Here is a 24,527-nt window from a genome sequence, read left to right on the forward strand (position 1 = left end):
AATTTTCTGTCTCTTGGACGAAAAATTTTCACTCTAGCTACTTTTTTCACTACGCTGCTTTTCCAATTCAATCATTTCAAATTTCATTTCTATTCAACTCTATTCAACAACATGCAATTGTTATTTTTCATAATCATCACAACTCTATTCGCTAGAATCCCCTTCCACCACTTCTCGCAAAATAAGAAATCCTAATTTTTTCTTAAAGAATTTTTTACGTTAGAGTTTAAGAGATACAACTTCTGTTTTTCTTTCTGTTGTCTGAAGAATGATAGTTTCTATAATGAGCTGCGACAACTGAAGCTACACAAGCTGTTAATTTTTTTCCCATAGAAATATCCAAAAATTCATTAGGTCCGTGAGCATTAGATTTTGGTCCTAAAACTCCAGTTATCATAAATTGGGTATTTGGAAATGTTTCACCTAGCATCCTTATAAAGGGGATAGTGCCACCTTCACCACAATAGGCAGCCGGATTCCCGAAAAACTGTTTAGAAGCGATTTGATTAGCGTTTTCGAGCCATCTACTCAAAGGAGGAGATAGCCAACCACTAGATGCCACTTTTGGAGAAAAAGACACTTCCGCATGATAAGGGGGATCTTTTTCCAAAGTGTTTTTTAAAATAATCGATGCCTTTTGGGCGTCGATTATTGGAGGAAGTCGTATAGACAAAGTTGCCTTTAGCGAAGGTATGGAAATATTTCCAGCGTTTGCTACCGCGGGTAAACCATCGAGACCAATGATACTGAGTTGGGGGCGCCAAATTCCATTTAATAGTAATTCGGTAGTATCGGATGTCATTGATTTGACTCCAGGCAGAAATGGGAAAGTATTTTGTATAAATTTTTTTCCTAAATTTTTAGCTACTGTTTTTATTTGCTCTTTATACTGAGCAGGCGCACTAACCTTTAGTGCCTCTAAAGTTACAGTTCCTGTAGCACTTGTTTCGATTCGATCCAGAAGCTGACGCAAAATAGAAAACGGTGAAGGAACAATACCACTTCCAGTTCCTGAATGAATACCATTTTTCAGTACCCCGATTTTTAATTCGCCTCCAATAAGGCCTCGAAGAGAAGTGGTGCACCACAGTTGGTCATAATTTATGCACCCACTATCTAAACAAATGACGAGAGAGGGATTTCCAATACGATTATCCAGATGCTTAAGGTAAGCAAATAGATCAACACTTCCGCTTTCCTCCGATCCTTCAATAATTATAACGCATCGTGCATGCGGAATTTGGTAACGTTGTAGGACAGTAATAACGGTAAGCGAAGAGAACACGGAGTATCCGTCATCTGCTCCTCCGCGACCGTATAATTTGTTGTCTCTCAGTACAGGTTTCCAAGGTCCTAAATCTTCATCCCATCCGGACATTTCCGGTTGCTTGTCCATATGACCGTAAAGCAGTATAGTTTCATCGATAGAACCAGAAATTTCAATAAACAGTAAAGGAGTACGTTCAGGTAATTGTAGAACTTCTAATTGCATTCCTTGAATAGGTTGTTGCTGGCACCAATGCGCCAAAAGGGCCATGGCTTCGTCCATATAACCGTTTGTTTTCCAGTGAACGTCGTAAGAAATTGATTTATTCGGTATTTTAATATATTTCATCAGTTGTGGTATAATGCTATCATCCCAGATAGCAGAAACGGTGCGGTAAATATCTTCGGTGTAAGCTCTGAAGCGGTTATTCATGTGCACTCTCGGTATAAATTTCTGTATGATAACGGAAAAAAGTCGGTTAGCGCAAGATCTTTAGGTTCAAAGCCAAGAAAAACAATATACTTTTTGTAGAAGAAGAGATTGACAATTGAACGCTTTCTCAATGGGAATGTCTTTCCTATTAGATGGGAATGTCTTTCCTATTAGATGGGAATGTCTTTCCTATTTAGTAAAGATAAAACATTAATCAAACTATTGATCTTAAAATTTGTTTCTATTTATTTTTTTGTTATAATTCCGATCGAAGTCAGCCAAACGGTCGCTCAAAACATTGAGAGGAAAGTCCGGGCTCCATAGGGCAGAGTGCCAGGTAACTCCTGGGAGATGTGAGTCTACGGAAAGTGCAACAGAAAGTACACCGCTGTTTGAATTTTGAGTCAAAAATCATGTAGACATAAAATGAAAAGCAGTAAGGGTGAAATGGTACGGTAAGAGCGTACCGCGTTTCTGGAAACAGGAACGGCGATGGTAAACCCCCACTCGGAGAAAGGCCAAATAGAAATTTTTATCATGTAGCCCGCGTGTAGATTTGGGTAGGCTGCTTGAGGTGTGCGGTGACGCACACTCTAGATAGATGACTGTTCACGACAGAACCCGGCTTATCGGCTGGCTTCGCTTTTAGCGAAACAATATTGGTGTAGTTGATGGTCGTGGTGTAGCAGTCTGTATTTAGAGGATACTTCTAGGATTCTCCTCCACTTCTCCAAAAGGTGGTATTGTTTTTTAAGTTCAAGAAAACTGCGATTTTCGACACCGATTTTCCATCTACCATTGGGATGGTGTGGGTGAAAAACAATACTGATTTCTAACCAATATTTATAACACGTAGGTTGTGAGGATTCTTTGAAGAAATTATCGGAATTTTTGAGAAAGGATTAAGTGTTATCGATCGAATGTTGGTTATATCACCTGCGGTTTTTATTTCAAAACTGTTGTTATAGGTAGAAGAAATTCTATAGCTGTATGTGTAAATACTTGAAGCAGGCATTATCGAATTAGTGTTGGTAGATCGCCCTAGTACTTTTCAGAGAAGAATGTCTAGCAACTTTACTAAAACGATTGTGTCTCTACAAATTAATAAGACAGCGGATTTAGATTTTATGGAAATTCTACACATTCACTTACATTCCGCGCATTTGGAATTTGTGATGAAAATTTAGCCGTGGAAACTGTTTTCTTATTATAGAGCAGATCTTATGGGGTTTCATGTAGAATTCTTGCGTTATGTCTCGGTGCGTATTGTTGTTAATTTTCGTCGAATATCTGGCTTTGGTGGCTAGAAGCTCTATTCGACAATATGTCGTTAACAGACATTATGCGAGATTGATACATGATAGAAGGTTTGGTATTGGTCTGGAAATAATGAAGAAAAATAAAATAGTGTGAAAAGAAATGAAAAAAGAGAAGAGAGAGAAAAGAGATGAGTTAGTATTTCTGTGCCTGCTGTATCTGCAATTGCGATGACGATATACCACCGCCCGGTTTTGTTTAATGAAGTGATGCGGGAATTTTTTGTTCATCGAGATGGTACATATGTTGATGCAACTTTCGGTAGAGGAGGACATAGTTTTGGATTGTTGAATCAGTTGGGGTCTAAAGGCCGTCTGTTGGCAATGGATAAAGACCCCGAAGCTGTTTCATCTGCTCTTTCTTTCTGTGATTCACAATTTTCTATTATCCATGAAAATTTTGTAAATTTGGGAAGAGTGGTACGAAATTGTGGGTGGAGTGGAAAAGTGACAGGAGTTCTTCTTGATTTGGGTGTCTCTTCACCGCAGTTGGATGACCCTGAAAGAGGATTTAGTTTTATGCACGATGGGCCTTTGGATATGCGGATGAATCCGCAGCAAACTATAAGCGCAGCTGTTTGGCTTAACCAAGCTAGCAAGGAAGATATTCGTTGTGTACTTTGGTACTATGGGGGAGAACGGTACGCTAATCGTATTGCAAAAGAAATTGCAATATCAAGAAGAAAAAGATATATCGATCGTACATTGCAATTGAGTGAAATTGTAATGAACGCTGTACCTTACTATGAACGTAAAAAACATCCAGCGACTCGTACATTTCAAGCAATTAGAATTTTTATTAACTGCGAATTGGACGAGTTGAGTAAATGTCTTCCTCAATGTCTAGAAGTATTGGAAAATAAGGGAAGATTATGTGTAATTAGTTTCCATTCGCTAGAAGATCGTATTATTAAATGTTTCATTCGAAGGGAGTCTTGTGGATTTTCTCTAAAAGAATTTCCTGTTTTGGAATTTGAAAAAAAACGTCGTTTAAAAACAGTGGGAAATTTGATCAGGCCTACCGAAGAAGAAGTCAAGGAAAATCCAAGAGCACGAAGCGCTCGCTTGCGCGTTGTAGAAAAATTAATGTAAACGTTATTGTTTATTATTTGTCTGTATTTATTATTTGTCTGTTTATTATTTTTCATTCGAATTTCTTAGCGGATTCTTGTTTTTGTTGAATCTGTATTCAACAAAATTTTATAACGATTCCCTGATGATTGTTGAGTTCAGACTTTTGCGGTTGTTTACGTCTTTAAAGTTCTCAATCAACGGTTGTTTATGTTGTAGCGGTATCAGATTTTACAGAGTAAAAAAGATTTTACAGAGTAAAAAATCGGAGTGCTTATTTTGATAGAGAACATTGTTGGAAAAATTGTGCCAAACAAATAGTCCATAAAAACGCTTAGGCGTGAAGATGTCTACTGAAAAAAGAGAGAAGCAGTATTAATTGTCGAACAAAAAGAGCAAGCAAATGTTTTGCCAGGTAATTTAATGTGCGAACAGATTATTGTCGAATGTATTACTGTATTATTTACTGTGTATTTTAGGCAATTCTAAATCGATTGCTATTGCCGAAATACAAAGTACTGAACAGTATATCATTCTCTGTTTGGCGCTTATTTATATACATTGGGGGTGGGGATACCGCTGGTGCAGCGTGACTTGCTGAGAAAATCCTCAGAAATTAATTTCTGGTTCAAAAAGGAGAAAATGTAACACCTCTTAGAATAATGGAAAATGTGGTCTGAATTAGCAGCAGAGAGGCTTGTGGTTTCTTGTTGTTATTCGTGAACCTAAACGATAAACCTTTTGGAATTTTGGAAAAAGCTCTTGTGTTTTCTAAATTTCTCTTACGTTGCGTAATTTGTATTTTATTAGTTACAATAGGCGCAAGATTATACTATGGATTTCTCTAGATGAGCGGTATCTCTCTCAATCTCTTATTAAGAGGGTTTAGTGATAAGCCATTACTGCCTGATGTTCTAATTCGAGAGATTCAAATTGACAGTCGTCAAATTCAAAAAGGTGATCTTTTTATCGCTTATCCAGGAATTTACACAGACGGACGTTCTTACATTAAAGAGGCTCTTGATAAACAAGCATCTGCCGTATTTTACGACGCACATGATTATAAACCTCCGATAGAAGGATCGTCTGTTCCCTTAATTCCTATTTTAGGATTACGAAGTCGGATTTTTGAGATCTCGGATCGCTTCTATGGGAATCCAACAAAATCGATGAAAATTATTGGTATTACAGGAACCAACGGGAAGACTTCGTGTACGCATTTTGTTGCCCAATTGCTACGATCTCAAAATATACCGTGTGGTATATTAGGTACTCTTGGTTATGGTTTTGTAAATGATTTGATAAAAACCGGTTGCACCACTCCTAATTCTCTTCAGCTGCAAAAAATTTTTTCGTATTTACGAAGAAGAGGAGCGAGAGTTGTTGTAATGGAAGTTTCTTCTCATGCGTTAGATCAACATCGAGTGGGTAATGTAAATTTTAATATAGCTGTGTTGACTCAATTTTCTCGTGATCATTTGGATTACCATGGAAGTATAGAAAATTATGCACGAGCAAAAGAATCGTTATTTCAACAAATTGGCTTAAATTATGGAGTAATTAATTACGATGATGAATTTGGTAGATACCTTATTGAGAAATATTATAAAAAGATAACGATAATTGGTTTCTCTATGAGAGAGGATACAAAAGATAGTCGAATCTCTTTAGTAGTAGCTACAGATATAAAAATATCGACACAAGGTGGATTTTCGGTAAATGTTCAAACCCCCTGGGGAAATGGAGTTTTTACTTCTTCTCTCTATGGGCGATTTAATATTGTCAACGCCTTAGTTGTTCTTGGAATTCTTGGATTATTTGGTATTCCTTTGAAGGAAATACTCTTAGAATTATCAAAATTGAAAAATATTTCAGGTCGGATGCAAGTAGTAGAATGCGTGAAATGTATCGAAGGGCCAAAGATAGTGGTAGATTATGCGCACACACCTGATGCATTGAGAAGTGTTCTAGTTTCATTACGGGAATATTGTTGTGGAGGTCGATTAATTTGCGTTTTTGGTTGTGGTGGAGATCGTGATCGAGGTAAGCGATCGAAAATGGGATCCATTGCAGAACGCTATGCGGACCAGATTATTATAACCAATGACAATCCGAGGAGCGAATTACCTCTGAACATTATTCAAGATATTCAATCGGGATTAAAAAGTCCTAAAGAAGCGATAGTTGAAATTGAACGAGCTGCTGCGATTCGTTATGCGATACAAAAGGCTGCAGTTAACGATATTGTATTAATTGCGGGTAAAGGGCACGAAACTACTCAAATTGTTAACGGGAAAATTTTTCCTTTTAACGATATACAGGAAATTAGGAAGATATTAATACATGAAACTCTCACAAATTGCCCACATTCTTAATGCAAAATTCAGAGGAGAAGATAAAGATTTTACATCTACCGTCAGTACAGATACTCGTACTATTGAATCTGAAAACCTTTTCGTTGCTCTACAAGGCCGACATTTTGACGCTCATAATTTTGTAAAATTGGCGTTAGAACGAGGGGCTCTTGGAGCAATTGTTAGTCATTGGATAGAAGATACAACATCTATACCACAAATTTGTGTACAAGATACTCACCGTGCTCTTATTCAACTGGCAAATTATCAACGTAATCGTATGAAAAAAGTGATAATTGTAGCAGTGACCGGTAGCTGTGGAAAAACAACCACTAAAGAATTACTGGCCAATATTTTTCGAAAGAAAAGCAGCAATGTACTAACCGGAAAAAAGAATTTCAATAATAATATTGGATTGCCGTTAACTCTGTTGAATTTGCGTGCTAGACATAACTACGCTGTGGTAGAATTTGGAGCCAATCATCCCGGAGAAATTTCCTGTTTAGCGCGAATAACCAGACCTAACATTGCTATTGTCACTAATGCAGGTTTTGCGCATCTAGAAGGATTTGGGAGTATTAAAGGAGTGGCACAAGCGAAAGGGGAGATTTATCAAGAGTTATCGCTTGATCAAGTTGCTATTATCAATAACGATGATCCTTTTTCAAATTTTTGGAGAGAAATAGCGGGTATCCGAAGAACGATCACCTTCGCTTGCGACAGTACAGCCGATGTTACTGCACAGAATATTACAATAAATCCTAATGGGCAATCTATCTTCCACTTAATGCTCCCCAATGGGGAGACTAGCGTTATTCAACTGTCTCTTTTAGGAAGACATAATATAATGAACGCTTTAGCAGCTGCTTCTGCTGCTTATTCTCAGAATTTTTCCATTGCTGCAATAAAATCCGGTTTAGAAAATACTTGTGCGGTTGACGGACGAATGGTGTGTCTAAAAGGATATCGCGGAGCTATTATCATTGACGACAGTTACAATGCGAATCCATCCTCAGTATCTGTTGCTATCGACGTACTATCCACTTTTTACGGATATCGATTGATTCTAGTTTTGGGAGATATGAGAGAATTGGGCAAAGACGCAGATCGATTGCATTTCAATATGGGTGAACGGGCGCTTCAATCTGAAATTCATGAGTTATTTTGTTATGGAATTTTAACTCGTCGTACCTCCGAAGCTTTTGGAAGTCCGTATTATTTTGATGATCAGAAAAAATTATTGATGGTATTGAAAAAGCGTTTGGATGCCAGTACTGTTGTACTGGTAAAAGGCTCCTGTTCTATGAATATGAGAAACATTGTGTGGGAGCTAATCAAAGAATAGCTATGTTTCTTTGGATCATCGGATTTTTAAACCATTATTTTAAGAATTTTTGTATTTTCGATCGCCTAGTATTTCGTTCAATTATAAGTGCTTTGACCGCGTTATTTATTACTTTTTTCTTTTGTCCGTGTTTAATAAAAAAACTTGAAAAATTGCAAATTAGTCAAATAGTAAGAAAAAATGGACCTCAAGTTCATTTGAAAAAATCTGGAACTCCTACTATGGGAGGGGCGCTTATTGTTCTCGCTATTGCAGCTAGTACCTTATTGTGGGGAGATCTTACTAATCGATTTGTATGGATTGTTTTGTTGATTGCAATAACTTTTGGGTTTATAGGATGGATTGATGACTATTGTAAAATAATTAAGCAAGACAGCAAGGGGTTGTCTGCGTTTTCAAAATATCTTCTTCAATCTCTGGCTGGTCTTATAGTGGCGGTGTATCTCTATTTCACAGCTACAGGTCCAAACGAAACTCAATTAATTGTTCCGTTCTTAAAAAATTCATTACCTAATTTAGGATTTCTTTATATTTTTCTTGTTTATTTTGTCGTCGTGGGAAGCAGTAATGCGGTAAATTTGACTGACGGATTGGATGGATTAGCTCTTATGCCTATTGTAACGGTTGGGGGAGGATTGGGAATTTTTTCTTATTCCAGTGGAAACTACGTTTTTGCGGAACATCTATCGCTACCCTATATTCCTGGAGTTGGTGAGATTGTGGTTTTCTGTAGTGCTTTGGTCGGTGGAGGACTAGGATTTTTATGGTACAACACTTATCCTGCTCAGATTTTTATGGGAGATGTGGGTTCATTGGGACTAGGTGCTGCTTTGGGGATAATTTCGGTCATAGTTCTGCAAGAGATAGTGTATTTTTTTATGTCAGGAGTTTTTGTCTTTGAAGCTCTATCCGTTATTATCCAGATAAGTTATTTCAAATTTTCGAGAGGTAATCGGGTTTTTCGTATGGCGCCATTACATCATCATTTTGAATTGAAGGGTTGTCCTGAACCTAAGATTGTCGTGCGATTTTGGATCGTTACTTTTATTTTGGTACTTTTCAGTTTAGTCACTTTAGAAGTGAGGTAGGACAGTATGTCAAACAGACAATTGACTGTCATTGTAGGACTAGGTAAAACAGGATTTTCTTGTGCGCAATTTTTCTCAGAGAGAAAACAACCTTTCGCAGTTATCGATTGTCAAAAACAACCTTCGAAATTAAAAAAGTTCGTCCAATCTTATCCTCATATTGAATTGGTACTTGGTAGATTTTCTGAAAATTTATTGCACAAAGCAGAACAAATAGTGTTGAGTCCAGGTGTCTCTCTTAGAGAACCCGTTATCGTCAAGCAGGCAGCAATAGGTAAGCCCATTATCGGAGATATTGAGTTGTTTGCTCGTTCGGTTAAAAAACCTGTTATTGCAATTACCGGATCTAACGGAAAAACAACAGTTGTAACAATTTTAGAGTTGATGATGAAATCCGCAGGAATTGACGCTGTTGTTTGCGGAAATATTGGAAAACCAGCATTGCAAACAATTCATCTTAATCCCGATTATTATATTTTGGAACTGTCGAGCTTTCAATTGGAAACAACTTTTTCTTTGCGATCATACGCCGCAACAATACTAAATATCAGTAGAGATCATATGGATCGATATATCAATCCGCTTGAATATATTCAAACTAAGAAACGGATTTATAATTTTTGTCAGATACCTATTGTCAATTCAGATGAGTTAAGAATCTGTGAAAATTTTCACCAAGATGGGTTGTCTTTTGGTTTGCAAAATCAGGCAGATTTTTCGTCAAAAGAAGACAACGGCAGAAGTTTCATTACGTATCGAGGCCAAAAACTTTTGTCTGTTAAAGAACTAAAACTGAATGCTCGTCATCATGTTCAAAATGCGTTAGCTGCTTTAGCCATAGGGACGGCAGCGAAAATCCCTATGGACACCATGCTTAAAGTCTTGCGTGGTTTTACGGGTATCCGTCATCGTTGCCAATGGGTACGGAAATATAAAGGGGTGGATTACTATAACGACTCGAAAGGAACAAATATTGGTGCGACTCAAGCGGCCATTACAAGTTTAGGAAGTACCAGTAAGAAAAAATTGATTTTAATAGCGGGTGGAGACAGTAAGGGGGCTGATTTCTTTACTTTGAGAAGTATAATTGCACGATATGTTAAGCAGATTGTTTTAATCGGCAAAGACGCGTCGAAATTGGAGAGGGCTTTATACGACTGCACAAAAACCTCTCAAGCTTCTTCTATGGAAGAAGCTGTGAGGTTATCCGTAGATGTTGCAAAATCGGGAGATATTGTTTTGCTATCCCCTGCCTGCGCTAGTTACGATATGTTTGAACACTATGCACATCGAGGCAATGTATTTATAAAAATTGTAAAGGAACTGTGACAGGAAAAATCAACACTTTCGTAAGTTGTTTACTTTTGGAAGTTTTGTTTTTTATGGTGTTTTGTTCTATCGGTTTATTGTAGGATTTATTTATTGTTGATTTTCGGGAGTCTATTTTAGATTTAGTTAGAATGTTTTTCTGTAAGTTACAGAAGTCATAAAAATTTATGAGCAGTGCATATGGAGTTTAAAGGATTTTTAAACTGCAGTTTTTTCGGCGATGTTTTATTTGGAATCGTACTAGAACCTGATTTTGAACCAACTTTCGATGAAGATTGACAGTTTTTTCGCATTCTTGTCATGATGATTTTTTTCGGTTCCGGAGAAAGGTCTACCAACTTAGCGCTGATTTCTTTATGAAGAGGTGTATTTTGGCTATTGGGTTGGGAAAATAAGAATGTACAGAAATTTTTCTATTTACTGGGAGTGGATGGTATACGGACTTTTTATTTGCAGTGCTTTCTTGAAGAATTTGATGTTTATTGGAGAACTTTTTACTTTATTTTTAAGGATTGCATACAAAATTTGACAAGAATGCAAAAATAAAAAGAGATTAAAATTGAAAAATGATTAGGATTGGAAGATCGTGGAGCATCTTACGAAAGGTGGAAAATACTGTATTGGAAAGATTTTAAAGTAATCCAATGAAGCGAGTATTGATTATATCCGGAGGTACCGGAGGGCATATATTCCCCGCTCTTGAGATAGCACGTGCACTGCGATATCAAGGAATAAGTGTTTATTGGCTAGGAACTGTGAACGGTTTAGAAAAAAAACTGGTTTCTCACGAATTTCCGCTACAACTAATTCAAATTAGAACGTATCGAAATCAAGGATTGATACGATCACTCTTTATGCCTTTTTATTTAGTACGAGCAATTTTTCAGTCTTATCGAATAATTAAAAAAATAAAACCAAAAATGATTTTAGGAATGGGAGGATATGTATCAGGACCCGGAGGATTTGTAGCGTGGATAAATCGAATACCTATGATTATTCATGAACAAAATGTGATTTCGGGGCTGACCAACCGATTGTTGGCAAGAACAGCTCGATCTGTTCTGCAGGCTTTTCCAGGTGCTTTCTCTGATAGGAACAATGTGAAGACTACCGGAAATCCCATTCGATCTGAATTACTTAATACACCTTTGCCTCGAATCCGCTTGATGGGTCGTCGCGGCCCTCTACGAGTTTTAATTTTAGGAGGTAGTCAAGGTTCTTATTCAATCAATCAGAAGATAGTAGAAACTTTAAGAAACTATCCTCATTCCAGAGAACTTACAATTTGGCATCAGACTGGTCTATCTGACTTCGAACGGACTAAGGATTCTTATAACACTTTTAAGACTTTATCCTTTGAGATTCGGCTTGATGCATTTATTGATGATATGTGTAAAGCTTACACATGGTCTGATCTGGTTGTTTGCCGATCAGGCGCTTTGACAGTAAGTGAAATTATATCAGTAGGTGTAGCCAGTATTTTCATTCCTTATCCGTACGCTACGGATAATCATCAGTTTCATAACGGTCGTTTATTAGAACAGAAAGGAGCTGCCATTATTATTTCAGAAAAATCGTTGACAAACAGATGTTTGGTTCATTATTTCAAGCGATTTTTTCGAGATAGAGGTCTTTTGTTAGTAATGTCTGAATGTGCACGAAATTTATCGAAACGAGGAGCTGTGCAAAATATTGTTAACGAGTGTAAGAGAATATTGTGATACTAAATGGAAAAACGATTAGGTATATTTACTGTTTGGGAATCGGCGGAGTTGGTGTCAGTGCACTTGCGGAAATTCTGTTGAAAAAAGGATACCGTGTAAGCGGTTCTGATGTGTTTCCTAATAACAATACCGAAAGACTTTGCCGATTAGGAGCCAATATTACGTTCAATTATAGCAAGAAAACTATTGTAGAATCCGACTGTGTTGTGTATTCAAGCGCCATTACTTCAGACAATCCAGGATTCATTGTTGCCCAACGCGCGAAAATCCCCATTCTAAAAAGGGGACAAATGCTCGCTAAACTGATGACAGGTTATCAATCGATTGCGATATCTGGTTCTCACGGTAAAACCACTACTAGTGCTCTTTTAGCTGATGTTTTTACCACAGCCAATTTGGATCCGACGTTTGTAATTGGAGGTGTATTAAATAGAGTCCAAACATCTGTACGACTGGGATATGGACCTCTTTTTATTACTGAAGCTGACGAAAGTGATGCGTCTTTTCTGTATATGCGTCCTAATATTGGTGTAATAACGAACATCGATTCGGATCATCTAAGCGCCTATGAAGGAGATTTCAATCGTTTGAAAGATGCCTATGTACAATTCATTCATCAAATTCATAAAGATGGGGTAGTGGTTTTGTGTATAGATGATCTTGTGCTGCACGCATTAATTCCAACTCTCTCTCAGAGAGTGATTACCTACGGTTTTTCTTCAAAAGCCGAATACCGAGCCGATTCTTTCTTACAGAAAGGATTGCAAAGTAACTTTCGTATGTATCGATTATCGAAAAAAAATAAAACTTTATCTGTCAGAATCAATTTAGTAGGTCGACATAATGTTCTTAATTCTTTAGCAGTCATAGCGGTTAGTGAATGGATTGGAGTAGATGAAAAGAAACTGTTGCAATCCCTAACGCAATTTTCTGGAGTGGAGCGTCGCTTTGATATTAAAGGCGAAATGATGCTTGCAAATGGAAAAGCACTTGTGGTTGAAGATTATGGACACCATCCCAACGAGATTAGAGCGACTTTGTTGGCAGCACGAGCCGCATGGCCCGGTAGTCGTATTGTTCTAGTATTTCAGCCTCATCGTTACAGTAGAACACAGGGGTTAATATATGATTTTGCTTCAGTATTGGTGGAGACCGACGTATTAGTATTACTTGAAATCTATAGTGCAGGAGAAATTCCCATTCCAGGAATTGATGGAGATACATTACTGAAGATTGTCAGGAACCATACTACAAAAAAGACCGTATTTGTTCCAAGATTGCAAGATTTACAGAAAGTGTTGCAAAAATTGGTACAACCTAATGATGTAGTTATTTTACAAGGTGCGGGCAATGTAGGATCCGCTGCAACGGCTTTAACATCTGTTCGGTGTACTGTTGGAAAATACGTACGGAGAAAAAATCGCAAAATTTGCGCATCGGTTTAGTTTATAATCACAATTTGGCACGTTATACGTCCTGGAGAGTAGGCGGTAACGCTGAACGATTGTATCAACCTGTGGATTTAGCAGACTTACAAAATTTTCTCATTCAATCGCCACCTGACGAACCATTGACTTGTCTGGGTTTGGGAAGTAATGTCTTGATCCGTGATGGTGGAATTAAGGGCACAGTAATTTTCACTCTAAATCGATTAAAAAAAATTTCTTTTTTTAAAGAAGAAAAGAGATTGGTAATTCGTGCCGAGTCGGGTGTTACTTGCCACAGACTAGCGAGATTTTGTATAAGTTTAGGATTAAAAGATGCGGCTTTTTTTGCAGGGATTCCAGGAACTGTGGGTGGGGCTTTAACTATGAATGCTGGTGCTTTTGGAGTAGATACTTGGCATCATGTTGTTCGAGTAGAGACAATAGATCGCATGGGTATGCTCCATAAGAGACGTTCGGATGAATTTACAATTGGTTATCGTGAAATTCACGGACTCAATAGTCAATTTTTCGTTTCTGGATATTTTTATTTTGATCAGAAAAATACCGTTGATACCAAGAGAAGCATAAGTATTTTTTTAAAAAAGCGCAACAATACCCAACCTATTGGAACTTTTAGCTGTGGTTCTGTTTTTCGTAATCCTCAGGGAAATTACGCAGCTCATCTCATCGAGACTGCAGGATTAAAAGGTATGAGCATTGGAAACGCAGAAGTTTCAAAAAAACATGCCAATTTTATTTTAAATACAGGAGGCGCAAACGCTGCTGATATTGAACAATTAATCCAATATGTCGCGCAGCGAGTGTACGAAATTCACGGAATCCAGTTGGTCAAAGAAGTACATATTCTTGGCGATTACAGAACTTTTTGAAGGCAAAAAGTTAATAGACAACAAATAATCGGTTTGTGACCACAACAAACCCTGTTCCTTACTAATATTGTTATAATCCGAGCTTATGCGATCTGAAACCACAATTGATCGGATCAAGTTAGATGTAGAATTCTCTGTAACGAAAAAACAAGAGAGTGGGGCTTGGTGTATTCCTACAATAGAAAACTTTTTACACATACGTATCAAAATCAATTCTAAAGGGAAATTTTCGTAGATATCTCTAAGGTTGTTTATTCACCAATACGGAATATTTTTATAGAATAGAACACACAGAAAAATTGGCTCAATGGAAAGACGGGTATAGCTAAGTTCTTTAAAAAAGGACAGATTGTTGTACTGACGAAAACACTAAACTGTTTTGTTGTAAAAGACTTGCTTCAACTTCAAAGTTCGGATGGCGGAGAGAAAATCTTGTTCTCAATTTGAGAAATTTAGTTAATTGTTGGTTCTTTATATATAAAGATAATTTCTCTAAAAGTTGCGGTCGAAAATCTTGGTCTCTTTATTAAACGGCTATACCAAAATTCGTTTAGAAAGTGAAAAATGTTGATTAATTCTTTAAGAAAGAAACTAGCCCGTTTGTACTAATAAATTATCAGCGATCGGCACAGTCATACAACAAATAGGTCATATTGATTCTTTTTCATCCAAACAGGTTGGTTTACAGTGAAATGAGATTTTCTAGAATTTCCCATAGAAAGGAGAACAATTAGCGGAATTTTTAAATGTGAATATTATCTATAGATGTACTAATAATTTAAAAAAATCTGTAAAAGTGATAAAATCAAAAAAAGGGTGTTAGAATAGAACAAATCTGGTTTTTGCAATACTTTTTGAAAAAGTATACCCGCCGTTTATCGGACGATGTGCGTGCATACAGGGAGAGAGAGTTTGGACGACTATGTCGAAAAATTTGGGAAAGAATCTTATTTCTGCGTTAGATATTGGCACTAGCAAAATTGTTGCACTTGTCGGAGAAGTGGATCAAGATAATCAGATCAGAGTTATTGGATTTGGAACACATCCGTCACGCGGACTAAAACGTGGGGTAGTAATCAACATCGAATCGACAGTACAGTCTATTCAACATGCGGTTGGAGATGCAGAGTTGATGGCTGGTTGTGAAATTCGTTCTGCTTGTACTGGAATTGCTGGTAGTCATATACGCAGTCTAAATTCTCACGGAATTGTAGCGATTCATAATCATGAAGTTAATCAGTCGGATGTAAATCGGGTAATTGATGCGGCAAAAGCTATAGCCATTCCTTCCGATCAAAAAATACTTCACATTCTGCCACAAGAATTCATTATCGATAATCAAGAAGGCGTTCGAGAACCTGTAGGAATGTCAGGAATTCGCCTAGAAGCGAAAGTACATATAGTCACTGGCGCTGTAAGTGCAGCCCAAAATATAACCAAATGTGTTCGTCGTTGCGGATTGCAAATTGGTGATATTGTTTTAGAACAACTCGCTTCAAGTCATTCTGTATTAACTGATGATGAAAAAGAATTGGGCGTCTGTATGGTTGATATTGGTGGAGGTACTACCGATATCGCTGTCTTTACGCAGGATGCTATCCGCCATACTCATGTTATTCCAGTTGCAGGTGATCACGTAACTAATGATGTTGCTATAGCCTTACGTACTCCCATGCAATATGCTGAACAAATTAAGGTAAAATACGCGTCTGTACTTCCTACGAATGTTGATCCTGAAGCGGTCGTGCAAGTGCCGAGTGCCGCTAGACAATCATTGAAGAGAATCCAAAAAAGAGCGTTAGATCAGGTAGTTTCTGCACGATATGAAGAATTGTTTGAGTTGGTATTGGCCGAACTACAACGTAGTGGATTTGAACATTTAGTTGCTGCCGGTGTTGTGCTAACAGGAGGCGCTTCGCGAATTTTGGGATGTATTGAATTAGGTGAAAGAATCTTCCAAATGCCTGTACGGCTTGGTGTTCCTCAATACGTCAATGGGCTAGTGGACATTCGGGATAATCCCATCTACGCGACGGCAGTCGGTTTATTGATCCACAGCCATCATAATCAAAATCAAATTAACAATCAATCGATATTTAATTCAAGTCGTAGTTTGAGTTTATGGAAACGAATGAAAAATTGGTTTCAAGGGAATTTTTAGGAGAAAAGAATATGGTTGATCTTGTCAACGTTTCACCTCAAAATGCCCAAATAAAGGTAATAGGTATCGGTGGAGGAGGAGGAAATGCCATTGAACACATGATTACTGAAAACATTGATGGTGTTGAATTTGTTTGTGCGAATACCGACGCCCAAGCGTTAGGTCGTTCTAGTGCTCGTATCATATTGCAATTAGGTGAAGAGATAACAAGAGGATTAGGTGCAGGAGCAGACCCTAATATCGGTCGTCAAGCAGCTGAGGAAGCACGAGAACGAATTCGGGAAATCCTTGAAGGAACAACCGATATGGTTTTTTTAACAGCTGGTATGGGAGGGGGTACTGGAACAGGGTCGACACCTGTGTTTGCGGAAGTGGCCAAAGAACTGGGAATACTAACAGTTGCTGTTGTTACAAAACCGTTTTTGTTTGAAGGCAAAAAACGTATGGATACAGCCGAAGGAGGAATTCAGGCACTGACTAAGTATGTCGATTCTCTAATAACTATTCCTAACAACAAGTTATTAAATGTACTTGGTAAAAATATAACATTGTTAAATGCGTTTAAGGCTGCCAATAACATACTATTGGGTGCAGTGCATGGTATCGCCGACTTGATTACTCGTCCAGGGTTGATCAATGTAGATTTTGCAGATGTACGAACGGTGATGTCCGAAATGGGTATGGCGATGATGGGAACAGGAGTTAGTAGTGGCGAGAATCGCGCACGAGAAGCAGCAGAAGCGGCTATCGCTAGTCCATTGCTAGAAGATGTGGATTTCACAGGGGCTCGAGGAGTATTAGTGAATATTACTGCTGGCATAGATCTCTCTATTGGGGAGTTTGAACAGGTAGGGGAATCTGTTAAATTATTTTCGTCGGAAAACGCGACGGTAGTTGTTGGTACTGTGATTGATCCTGAAATGAGTGATGAATTGCGAGTAACTATTGTAGTTACAGGACTCGACGTACGGGATAGTGATAGTATGGGTATATCTTGTAAGTCTATAAAAGACACCAGAAAAGGAGAAATTTCTGATGATGATTATCATCAATTAGATCGTCCAACATATATGCGCAATCAGGAATCTTCTACACGTATAATAACAATGGAGGAGTTACGAGCTCACGATTTTGAGTATTTAGACATTCCTACTTTTCTACGTTGTCGAAAAAACTAACTTCGAAATTACCTACGCTAGAATTAGCGTTTTTCTTTTGAGTAGAATGGATAACATAGTTATGTTTTTGGAGAAAGTGTAGAAGATATAAGCTGTTAAACAGAGAGCCCTGAAAAAGGCTATGAAATGAATCGGTATTCATAGATCTTACTTGTTAATTATACTAGTAGTGCAGTTTTTTCAGCTTTCACAAAACACCAACAAAGACTCATTCGTGTCAAGAAATCAAGCAAATAGTAAGTGACGGAAATTAGAGTTAGTATCTTCCTCCTTTCCTTATTGTTTGGTACAAGATTTGTGTTTATATTTTATTAAACGTAAGGATAATCGAAGTCTGTCGTTTCGTTAAATTTCGGAATACCTTTAATGTAGTGGTGGTTGCCTTTTTTTATTAGGGAAGTTATGGGATCGCAAAGAGAGTTGGAGTATTATTTGTAACTTTAGCAACAAGCAATTCGTTTCCGATTGTTATTAAAATCAAATGTACAAATTAGGGCGCACTCGGCATCGAATCTTTCGAATTCTGTTGAATTTTTGTTGAGAGAATCTCTCTAAAAGATTAGGTATCAGATAGTAAATTCGTGTGGCCCAAGTCGCCTTTTCTAATTGGAGGATTAATGTCTCCTGAGAGAGATTTATGATTCGACAATGCGGAACTATTTCTGAAGGCAAAATCTGATTCAAGAACTTTTCTACAGTTCGAATCTCTTGAGCCTTTTGTATAAGAGGTCTAAGTAGTTTGCTTTGAAAGCACTGATTTATCGATTTCGGATTATGGGTACGAATAGACATGAATAGATTCGGAAATTCCCCTTCATTTTCCGATGATATACAATATCGCATATGTTTGGAAACCTTATTAGAAAAGTAATTGGTACTCGTAACGAACGATTGCTCAAAAACTACTCTAGAACAGTAATTAAAATCAATGCTCTAGAACCGAAAATCAAGAATTTATCCGATAAAGCTTTGAGTAGAAAGACGAACGAATTTCAAAAACGATTTTCGCAGGGCGAGAGTTTGGATGCATTGTTGCCAGAAACTTTCGCTGTGGTGCGCGAGGTGAGCATGCGGACACTAGGACTTCGTCATCTTGATGTTCAACTAATAGGAGGTATTGCTCTTTATAATGGGAAAGTTGCAGAAATGCGTACAGGAGAAGGAAAAACTCTGGTAGCTACAATGCCGGCTTATCTTAACGCTATGACTGGTAAGGGTGTGCACCTGGTTACAGTGAACGATTATTTGGCAAAACGCGATATGACATGGATGAAACCCATCTATGAATTTTTAGGTTTGACTGTGGGAATTAATATCCCTGGAATCGGATCAGAAAAAAAACAATCCGCATATGCGGCCGATGTTACCTACGGTACGAATAATGAATTTGGTTTCGATTATCTACGAGATAATATGGTTTTCAATTTGAATCAATGTGTTCAGAGACCACTGCATTATGCCATCATCGACGAAGTCGACTCGATTTTGATTGATGAAGCGCGAACACCTTTAATCATCTCAGGTCAATCAGAAGAAAATTCAAATCTTCATATTAGGATAAACAAAATTATCCCATTTCTGACGTTGCAGAAAGCAAGAGAGGAAAAAAAAGGAGAAATTACTGAAAAGGAAGGAAGAGACTGTATTGTAGATGAAAAAAATAGACAGGTCTACTTAACCGAGCGAGGCTATCAAACTATTGAGTCTCTTCTTGTAAGAGAAGGACTGATGAAATGCGGAGAAAGTTTATATGATACAGCAAATATGCCATTAATGTATTACATATACGCCGCATTACGCGCTCATGTATTACTACACCGAGATATTCATTATATCATAAAAAACAATGAGATCATTATTGTTGATGAACATACAGGTCGATTGATACCTGGGCGACGTTGGTCTGATGGTTTACACCAAGCGGTCGAAGCAAAGGAAGGTATTCCTATTCAATTAGAAAATCAAACTTTAGCAATGATTACTCTGCAAAACTACTTTCGATTGTACGAAAGACTTTCCGGTATGACCGGTACAGCGGATACTGAAGCATTCGAATTACAAAAAATATATGATTTAGAAGTGGTTGTGATTCCCACTAATAAACCAATGTTGCGCCAGGATGGGCCGGATCAAGTTTATTTGACCGAAAAAGCGAAACTTCAAGCGATCACAAAAGAAGTGAAAAAACGTCATACAAAAGGACAACCGTTGTTAATTGGAACTACTTCCATTGCAGCATCTGAGCTTGTATCGAAGTTTTTAAAAAAATCTTCTATTCAACATGAAGTTTTGAATGCCAAAAACCATGAGCGCGAAGCAAAAATTATTGCTGAAGCAGGTCGTCCGAAAGCGGTAACAATTGCCACCAATATGGCTGGACGAGGAACAGATATTGTATTGGGCGGTAATTTAGAATCTGAATTTTCTGAATTAAATAATCCTACTGAGATGGAAATAAAACAGTGCAAAATTGCATGGAAAAAGCGGCATGATGCCGTTATCGTATCCGGTGGATTGCATGTTTTAGGTACTGAACGACATGAGTCTCGACGTATCGATAATCAGCTGCGTGGGCGCTCAGGAAGACAAGGAGATCCAGGATCTTCTCAATTTTATCTTTCGATGGAAGACAGTTTGCTGCGTATTTTTGCCTCCGAGAAAATGTCTGTTATGATGCGCCGTTTGGGTGTTGCAGAAAGTGATGTTATTGAACACAAGTGGATTAATTGTGCTATTGCAAAAGCTCAAAAACGTGTGGAAGAAATGAATTTCGACATTCGAAAACAGTTATTAGAATATGATGATGTAGCTAACGACCAGCGTAAAGTGATTTACCAGCAGAGATTTGAACTATTAAAATCTGACAACATTGCTAACACCATTATTTTGATTCGAGAAGAAGTGGTACGCGATATAGTTGATCTTTTTGTTTCACAAAATTTAGAAGAAAAATGCAATATTTATGGATTAGAGGAACAAATACAGGAAGATTTTGGTATAGCGCTTCCCGTTAGGGAGTGGCTTAAAGAGAATATAAATATTGATAAAGAGGTACTGTGTCAAAGAATATTTTATAAAATCACTAATGCTTATAAAGAAAAAGAGAAAAAAATAGGTTCGCATGTTATGCGAAATACAGAAAAAACGATTATGCTGCAATTGTTAGATCATCATTGGAAAGAGCATTTGGCGGCAATGGATTATTTACGGCAAGGTATTCATTTGCGTGGATATGCCCAAAAAAGCCCAACACAGGAATACAAGCGTGAGTCCTTTGAACTTTTTACAAAAATGCTGACACAGATTAAGTACGAAGTAGTCTCTACTCTATCGAAAATAGACATTGCAACAGAAGTTGCAATGTCTGAACAAGAGCTGTTTTACCGATTGCACAATGGGGAAAGATTGAAATGTCAACATACTGAAAAAGCTCTTCTGCAAGAAGAAGATAAAATAAATCAAGAAGAAAAAATAGATACTATGCTCTCCGACGAGAGAGGTGGGGTTTTTACCCACCCTTTTGTACACTCTATTAAAATTGGAAGAAATGAAGTTTGTCCTTGTGGCAGTAGACAAAAATATAAATATTGTCATGGAAAATTGGCTTGAATCTTTAAAAACTGTGTTTGTTTCGTATTATTCTTTTTTCTCTTAGTCTGTCTAATTTTGTTCAGCCAATTTTAGATATGCGGAATGCAATTGAAATACTAGATTTCGTAGTGTCGAAGTTGTCTTGTTATTGATAATCACATCATTCGCTATACGCAGTCGTTCTACACCGCTACTTTGCGATTTGAGAATTGATTTAACTTGTTTTTCAGAAATATGATCACGTGTCTTTACGCGTTGAATCTGTAAAGAAGTGGAAACATCAACCACCAGAATACGATCAACAAAATTTATTGAGTGTAAGATTTCCCTCAATAGAGGGATTACTAAAATGCAATAAGGAAAATTTATTTCTTTAAGTTTTTCTCTCATTATGGAAAGAATAGCGGGGTGCAGTAAATCTTCCAACCATCTTCGTTCTTGTGGATACCTAAAAACCAATCTGTGTAATCGAGAACGATTTAAGAAATTTCTCTCATTAAGCACTTTCTTTCCGAAATGCATTTCGATTTTTTTAAGTAACATTTGGTTTGAAGTGATATCGCGGGCGATTGTATCAGCGTCGGCGATTGGAACTCCTAATTTGGAGAAATAATTCGCAATAGTACTTTTACCGCTGCCAATGCCACCTGTTAAACCTACTCGTAGCATTTATGTATTGTCTCCTCTAAAAAAGAGAGGCGCAATAACTATACTCTATTTTTTTGCTTTTTTCTCTAGGAAAAAAATCTGAGTCTTTTATCGACAGTAAGCACCGTTTGGAATTAAAATTGGAGAAATTGAATTTTGTGTGCAGGAGAATATTTGAGATAACAAAACGACGATTGTAATTTTTAACAAAACGAATACTTGTACTAAAGAAGTTAGAAGACTATTTGGATTCAATCTGAAAAGCCAAAATGGCAATAATTCTCCGGTAATCATCTCAATTCTGTCGGTGTAGTTTAATGGGCAGAACAACTGATTCGTAATCAGTAAATTGCAGTTCGAATCTGCACACCGGCATTTAAATTATAGTGTGTTAAACACAAATATTCAAATCGTCTCCAACTTTTATGTTAGCTAATATTATCTAGAAGATTTGTTTGTATTTCGAATGCGATTACATGAGAGACTGCACAGATAACCAGTTTTGGGGTTTTCCATTAACATAAAAGCCAAAGTGCAGATGTGGTCCAGTAGCCCATCCAGATTTCCCAACATAGCCGATAATTTCTCCCTTGTGTACCCACGAATACAGATGAACTTTTGCAAATTTCAACATGTGACCATATAGAGCAAGACAATGTCGACTATAGCGTACTTGAATTGTCTTTCCATAACCACCCCTATACCCTAAAAAAACAATCTGTCCATCACCAATGGATTTAATAGGCGTTCCAAGTGGGGCGGCAAAATCAATTCCTAGATGAGGTTTTATTTTGCGTAATATAGGATCATAGCGATGATAGCTAAAATAGCTGCTGATACGTTTATAACGCTGTAATGGAGTGCGTAGAAAACGTGTTTTTTGTACACTATGGTGAATTCTAATAAGATTGTGGCTAAAAATGACGTGATTCATAATTTGTGTAGTATGTGTGCTATCCTTTCTTGAAATACATATGTTTTTTGAAAATATTAAAGTAACACTCTTTTATAGCGCTTTTAGTATAATCTTCCTGATACGAAAAATTAAAGGACATTGCCGTATAAACTTTCTGCGACAAATAGGAGTCTTCGACAGTAAAACTTTTTCATTTTTACGACGTTTTTAAAAAACAATAATAAACAGAGAGACTCTGTTTGATAGGTGAAAATTGTAAAATGGATCTTGTTGAGAATTAAGGTAAAATATCGTCTTGGTTTCTTCTCTATTTTCATTTTGCGTTTAATAACATTAAATCATTAAAATTAAATTCGTTTCAATCTCTTAGGATTATGTTTCGTGTGTAGTATCATAATGAATAAATTCGAGACCGATGGTTTGATTGATTCTATAGAGGAACAAAATCTTGTTACAAGAAGAGATAGAAGAGATTAGACGAGGTGTTGTTGAAATTATTCCCGAAGAGGAATTGTTTATACGTTTAGGTAAAGCAAAGCCGTTGCGAATAAAGTTAGGATTTGATCCTACAGCACCTGATATCCATCTTGGTCATACCATAGTTTTGAATAAACTGCGTCAATTTCAAATTTTGGGTCACGAAATAGTTTTTTTAATCGGTGATTTTACAGGAAGAATTGGTGATCCTTCTGGAAGGATCAGAACACGAAAACCATTAATACATAGAGAAATTATTGAGAATATCAAAACTTATGAAACTCAAATCTTTCGTATTTTAGATCCTAAAAAAACTAAAATTATTTTTAATTCGACTTGGATGAATACTTTAAAAGCTAGCGATCTTATTCGTTTGGCTTCAACTTATACAGTCGCACGAATGCTAGAACGAGACGATTTTAGTAAACGCTATACTGCGAAAAAACCTATTGCTATTCACGAGTTCTTATATCCTCTATTGCAAGGATACGATTCTGTAATGCTTCACACCGATGTTGAATTAGGCGGTACCGATCAAAAATTTAATCTGCTAGTAGGTCGTGCATTGCAGAAATATTTTGGTCAACGGCCTCAATGCATTTTGACTATGCCTTTGTTGGAAGGATTGGACGGAGTTCAGAAGATGTCAAAATCATCAAACAATTACATCGGAATAATGGAATCACCGTCAGAAATGTTTGGGAAGATTATGTCGATATCCGATGATTTGATGTGGCGCTATTATGAATTGTTAAGTTTACAACCAATACAAGAAATCAATCGTTGGAAAGAGATAAGAAAAGGAAAAAATCTTCGAGATGTAAAAATTTCACTGAGTGAGGAACTAGTGACTCGATTTCATGGAGAGGAATCGGCTAAAACAGAGCGAATAAACTTTATTAATCGTTCTAAAAATAGAGAACTACCTAGAAATCTTGAAGAAATTGAGATTTCATCTAAAGACGGTTGTCTGAACATTTGTCATATTTTGCATCGTATTGGATTAGTTAATACGATTTCTGAAGCGCGTCGAATGATAGTACAAAGGGCTGTACGTATAGATGGGGAACGTATTGAAAACACGAGATTAGAAATTCGTGCTGGAGAGAGTCATTTATATCAAGTGGGAAAACGCCGATTTTCTAGAGCAACAGTTACCTGATTTTCCAGTATTCATCTATATAAATTTATCAATAAAATTGTTCATTTTCTACAGCGGTTTGTAACAAGATTTTTAGCGCTAAAATTTCTTGAAAAATAATAAAAACCCCTCATCCTGTATATAAAATTTTATCAACATAAATGCAAACAAT

Annotated in this window: 16 protein-coding genes, 1 tRNA gene and 1 other RNA gene; 14 read left to right on the forward strand and 4 right to left on the reverse strand. The window is 37.1% G+C overall.

From position 1 onward, the window contains the following. Positions 1–226: 226 nt before the first annotated feature. Positions 227–1,699, reverse strand: coding sequence for a M20/M25/M40 family metallo-hydrolase (locus EGQ50_RS01270; RefSeq protein ID WP_159747878.1), 1,473 nt, complete (start codon positions 1,697–1,699; stop codon positions 227–229). Positions 1,700–1,969: 270 nt separating this feature from the next. Here EGQ50_RS01270 and rnpB point away from each other — a divergent pair. The 11 genes from rnpB (at position 1,970) to ftsZ (ending at position 17,582) form a co-directional block, all read left to right on the forward strand. After that, an RNA gene (rnpB, locus tag EGQ50_RS01275) (RNase P RNA component class A) lies at positions 1,970–2,344 on the forward strand. Positions 2,345–3,186: 842 nt separating this feature from the next. Further along, positions 3,187–4,107, forward strand: coding sequence for a 16S rRNA (cytosine(1402)-N(4))-methyltransferase RsmH (rsmH, locus tag EGQ50_RS01280; RefSeq protein WP_159748447.1), 921 nt, complete (start codon positions 3,187–3,189; stop codon positions 4,105–4,107). Between the two features lie 827 nt (positions 4,108–4,934). Further along, complete coding sequence (locus EGQ50_RS01285) at positions 4,935–6,461, forward strand: UDP-N-acetylmuramoyl-L-alanyl-D-glutamate--2,6-diaminopimelate ligase (RefSeq protein WP_159747880.1); 1,527 nt, start codon at positions 4,935–4,937, stop codon at positions 6,459–6,461. Further along, positions 6,430–7,785: a UDP-N-acetylmuramoyl-tripeptide--D-alanyl-D-alanine ligase gene (locus EGQ50_RS01290; RefSeq protein ID WP_159747882.1), complete on the forward strand. Its 1,356-nt coding sequence runs from the start codon at positions 6,430–6,432 to the stop codon at positions 7,783–7,785. Before EGQ50_RS01285 ends, EGQ50_RS01290 begins: the two co-directional genes overlap by 32 nt. A gap of 2 nt (positions 7,786–7,787) precedes the next feature. After that, a complete protein-coding gene (gene mraY / locus EGQ50_RS01295) occupies positions 7,788–8,873 on the forward strand; it encodes a phospho-N-acetylmuramoyl-pentapeptide-transferase (protein ID WP_159748449.1) in 1,086 nt (361 codons plus the stop codon). A 6-nt stretch (positions 8,874–8,879) separates the two neighbouring features. Beyond that, the gene (gene murD / locus EGQ50_RS01300; RefSeq protein ID WP_159747884.1) at positions 8,880–10,202 is read left to right on the forward strand and encodes a UDP-N-acetylmuramoyl-L-alanine--D-glutamate ligase; all 1,323 of its coding nucleotides are present in this window, start codon (positions 8,880–8,882) and stop codon (positions 10,200–10,202) included. Positions 10,203–10,846: 644 nt separating this feature from the next. Further along, positions 10,847–11,923 (forward strand): undecaprenyldiphospho-muramoylpentapeptide beta-N-acetylglucosaminyltransferase, encoded by a 1,077-nt coding sequence (gene murG, locus EGQ50_RS01305; RefSeq protein WP_159747886.1) that lies wholly within the window; start codon positions 10,847–10,849, stop codon positions 11,921–11,923. Further along, positions 11,920–13,371: a UDP-N-acetylmuramate--L-alanine ligase gene (gene murC / locus EGQ50_RS01310; protein ID WP_159747888.1), complete on the forward strand. Its 1,452-nt coding sequence runs from the start codon at positions 11,920–11,922 to the stop codon at positions 13,369–13,371. The genes murG and murC overlap by 4 nt, the downstream gene beginning before the upstream one ends. Further along, the gene (murB, locus tag EGQ50_RS01315; RefSeq protein ID WP_246168984.1) at positions 13,356–14,243 is read left to right on the forward strand and encodes a UDP-N-acetylmuramate dehydrogenase; all 888 of its coding nucleotides are present in this window, start codon (positions 13,356–13,358) and stop codon (positions 14,241–14,243) included. The genes murC and murB overlap by 16 nt, the downstream gene beginning before the upstream one ends. A 922-nt stretch (positions 14,244–15,165) precedes the next feature. Next, positions 15,166–16,404: a cell division protein FtsA gene (gene ftsA / locus EGQ50_RS01320; RefSeq protein WP_159747890.1), complete on the forward strand. Its 1,239-nt coding sequence runs from the start codon at positions 15,166–15,168 to the stop codon at positions 16,402–16,404. An 11-nt stretch (positions 16,405–16,415) separates the two neighbouring features. Then, the gene (gene ftsZ / locus EGQ50_RS01325) at positions 16,416–17,582 is read left to right on the forward strand and encodes a cell division protein FtsZ (RefSeq protein WP_179958517.1); all 1,167 of its coding nucleotides are present in this window, start codon (positions 16,416–16,418) and stop codon (positions 17,580–17,582) included. 477 nt (positions 17,583–18,059) lie between these two features. Here the strand turns inward: ftsZ and EGQ50_RS02955 are convergent, their stop codons facing one another. Continuing rightward, positions 18,060–18,425 carry a DciA family protein gene (locus EGQ50_RS02955; protein WP_159747894.1) on the reverse strand — a complete coding sequence of 122 codons (366 nt, stop codon included), beginning with the start codon at positions 18,423–18,425 and terminating at the stop codon, positions 18,060–18,062. Between EGQ50_RS02955 and secA the strand changes: the two genes are divergently transcribed. Continuing rightward, a complete protein-coding gene (gene secA, locus EGQ50_RS01335; protein ID WP_159747896.1) occupies positions 18,426–21,191 on the forward strand; it encodes a preprotein translocase subunit SecA in 2,766 nt (921 codons plus the stop codon). A 51-nt stretch (positions 21,192–21,242) separates the two neighbouring features. On the opposite strand, the gene coaE is transcribed toward secA, so the two are convergent. After that, positions 21,243–21,842 (reverse strand): dephospho-CoA kinase, encoded by a 600-nt coding sequence (coaE, locus tag EGQ50_RS01340; RefSeq protein ID WP_159747898.1) that lies wholly within the window; start codon positions 21,840–21,842, stop codon positions 21,243–21,245. Positions 21,843–22,124: 282 nt separating this feature from the next. Here coaE and EGQ50_RS01345 point away from each other — a divergent pair. After that, positions 22,125–22,196: transfer RNA gene (locus EGQ50_RS01345), tRNA-Thr, on the forward strand. Positions 22,197–22,293: 97 nt separating this feature from the next. Here the strand turns inward: EGQ50_RS01345 and EGQ50_RS01350 are convergent. Further along, on the reverse strand, positions 22,294–22,755 hold the full coding sequence (locus tag EGQ50_RS01350; RefSeq protein WP_159747900.1) for a M23 family metallopeptidase: 462 nt from the start codon (positions 22,753–22,755) through the stop codon (positions 22,294–22,296). 427 nt (positions 22,756–23,182) lie between these two features. Here EGQ50_RS01350 and tyrS point away from each other — a divergent pair, with 427 nt between their 5' ends. Next, positions 23,183–24,376 carry a tyrosine--tRNA ligase gene (tyrS, locus tag EGQ50_RS01355; RefSeq protein ID WP_159748453.1) on the forward strand — a complete coding sequence of 398 codons (1,194 nt, stop codon included), beginning with the start codon at positions 23,183–23,185 and terminating at the stop codon, positions 24,374–24,376. Positions 24,377–24,527: the final 151 nt, after the last annotated feature.

It is taken from the genome of Coxiella endosymbiont of Amblyomma sculptum (genome assembly GCF_009883795.1).
Classification (GTDB): Bacteria; Pseudomonadota; Gammaproteobacteria; order Coxiellales; family Coxiellaceae; genus Coxiella.

Excerpts from the sequence above, each read along its gene's own strand:
- EGQ50_RS01270 (WP_159747878.1), bottom strand. The coding sequence starts at position 1,699 with ATGAATAACCGCTTCAGAGCTTACACCGAAGATATTTACCGCACCGTT.
- rsmH (WP_159748447.1), top strand. The coding sequence starts at position 3,187 with ATGACGATATACCACCGCCCGGTTTTGTTTAATGAAGTGATGCGGGAA.
- EGQ50_RS01285 (WP_159747880.1), top strand. The coding sequence starts at position 4,935 with ATGAGCGGTATCTCTCTCAATCTCTTATTAAGAGGGTTTAGTGATAAG.
- EGQ50_RS01290 (WP_159747882.1), top strand. The coding sequence starts at position 6,430 with ATGAAACTCTCACAAATTGCCCACATTCTTAATGCAAAATTCAGAGGA.
- mraY (WP_159748449.1), top strand. The coding sequence starts at position 7,788 with ATGTTTCTTTGGATCATCGGATTTTTAAACCATTATTTTAAGAATTTT.
- murD (WP_159747884.1), top strand. The coding sequence starts at position 8,880 with ATGTCAAACAGACAATTGACTGTCATTGTAGGACTAGGTAAAACAGGA.
- murG (WP_159747886.1), top strand. The coding sequence starts at position 10,847 with ATGAAGCGAGTATTGATTATATCCGGAGGTACCGGAGGGCATATATTC.
- ftsA (WP_159747890.1), top strand. The coding sequence starts at position 15,166 with ATGTCGAAAAATTTGGGAAAGAATCTTATTTCTGCGTTAGATATTGGC.
- ftsZ (WP_179958517.1), top strand. The coding sequence starts at position 16,416 with ATGGTTGATCTTGTCAACGTTTCACCTCAAAATGCCCAAATAAAGGTA.
- EGQ50_RS02955 (WP_159747894.1), bottom strand. The coding sequence starts at position 18,425 with ATGCGATATTGTATATCATCGGAAAATGAAGGGGAATTTCCGAATCTA.
- secA (WP_159747896.1), top strand. The coding sequence starts at position 18,426 with ATGTTTGGAAACCTTATTAGAAAAGTAATTGGTACTCGTAACGAACGA.
- coaE (WP_159747898.1), bottom strand. The coding sequence starts at position 21,842 with ATGCTACGAGTAGGTTTAACAGGTGGCATTGGCAGCGGTAAAAGTACT.
- EGQ50_RS01350 (WP_159747900.1), bottom strand. The coding sequence starts at position 22,755 with ATGAATCACGTCATTTTTAGCCACAATCTTATTAGAATTCACCATAGT.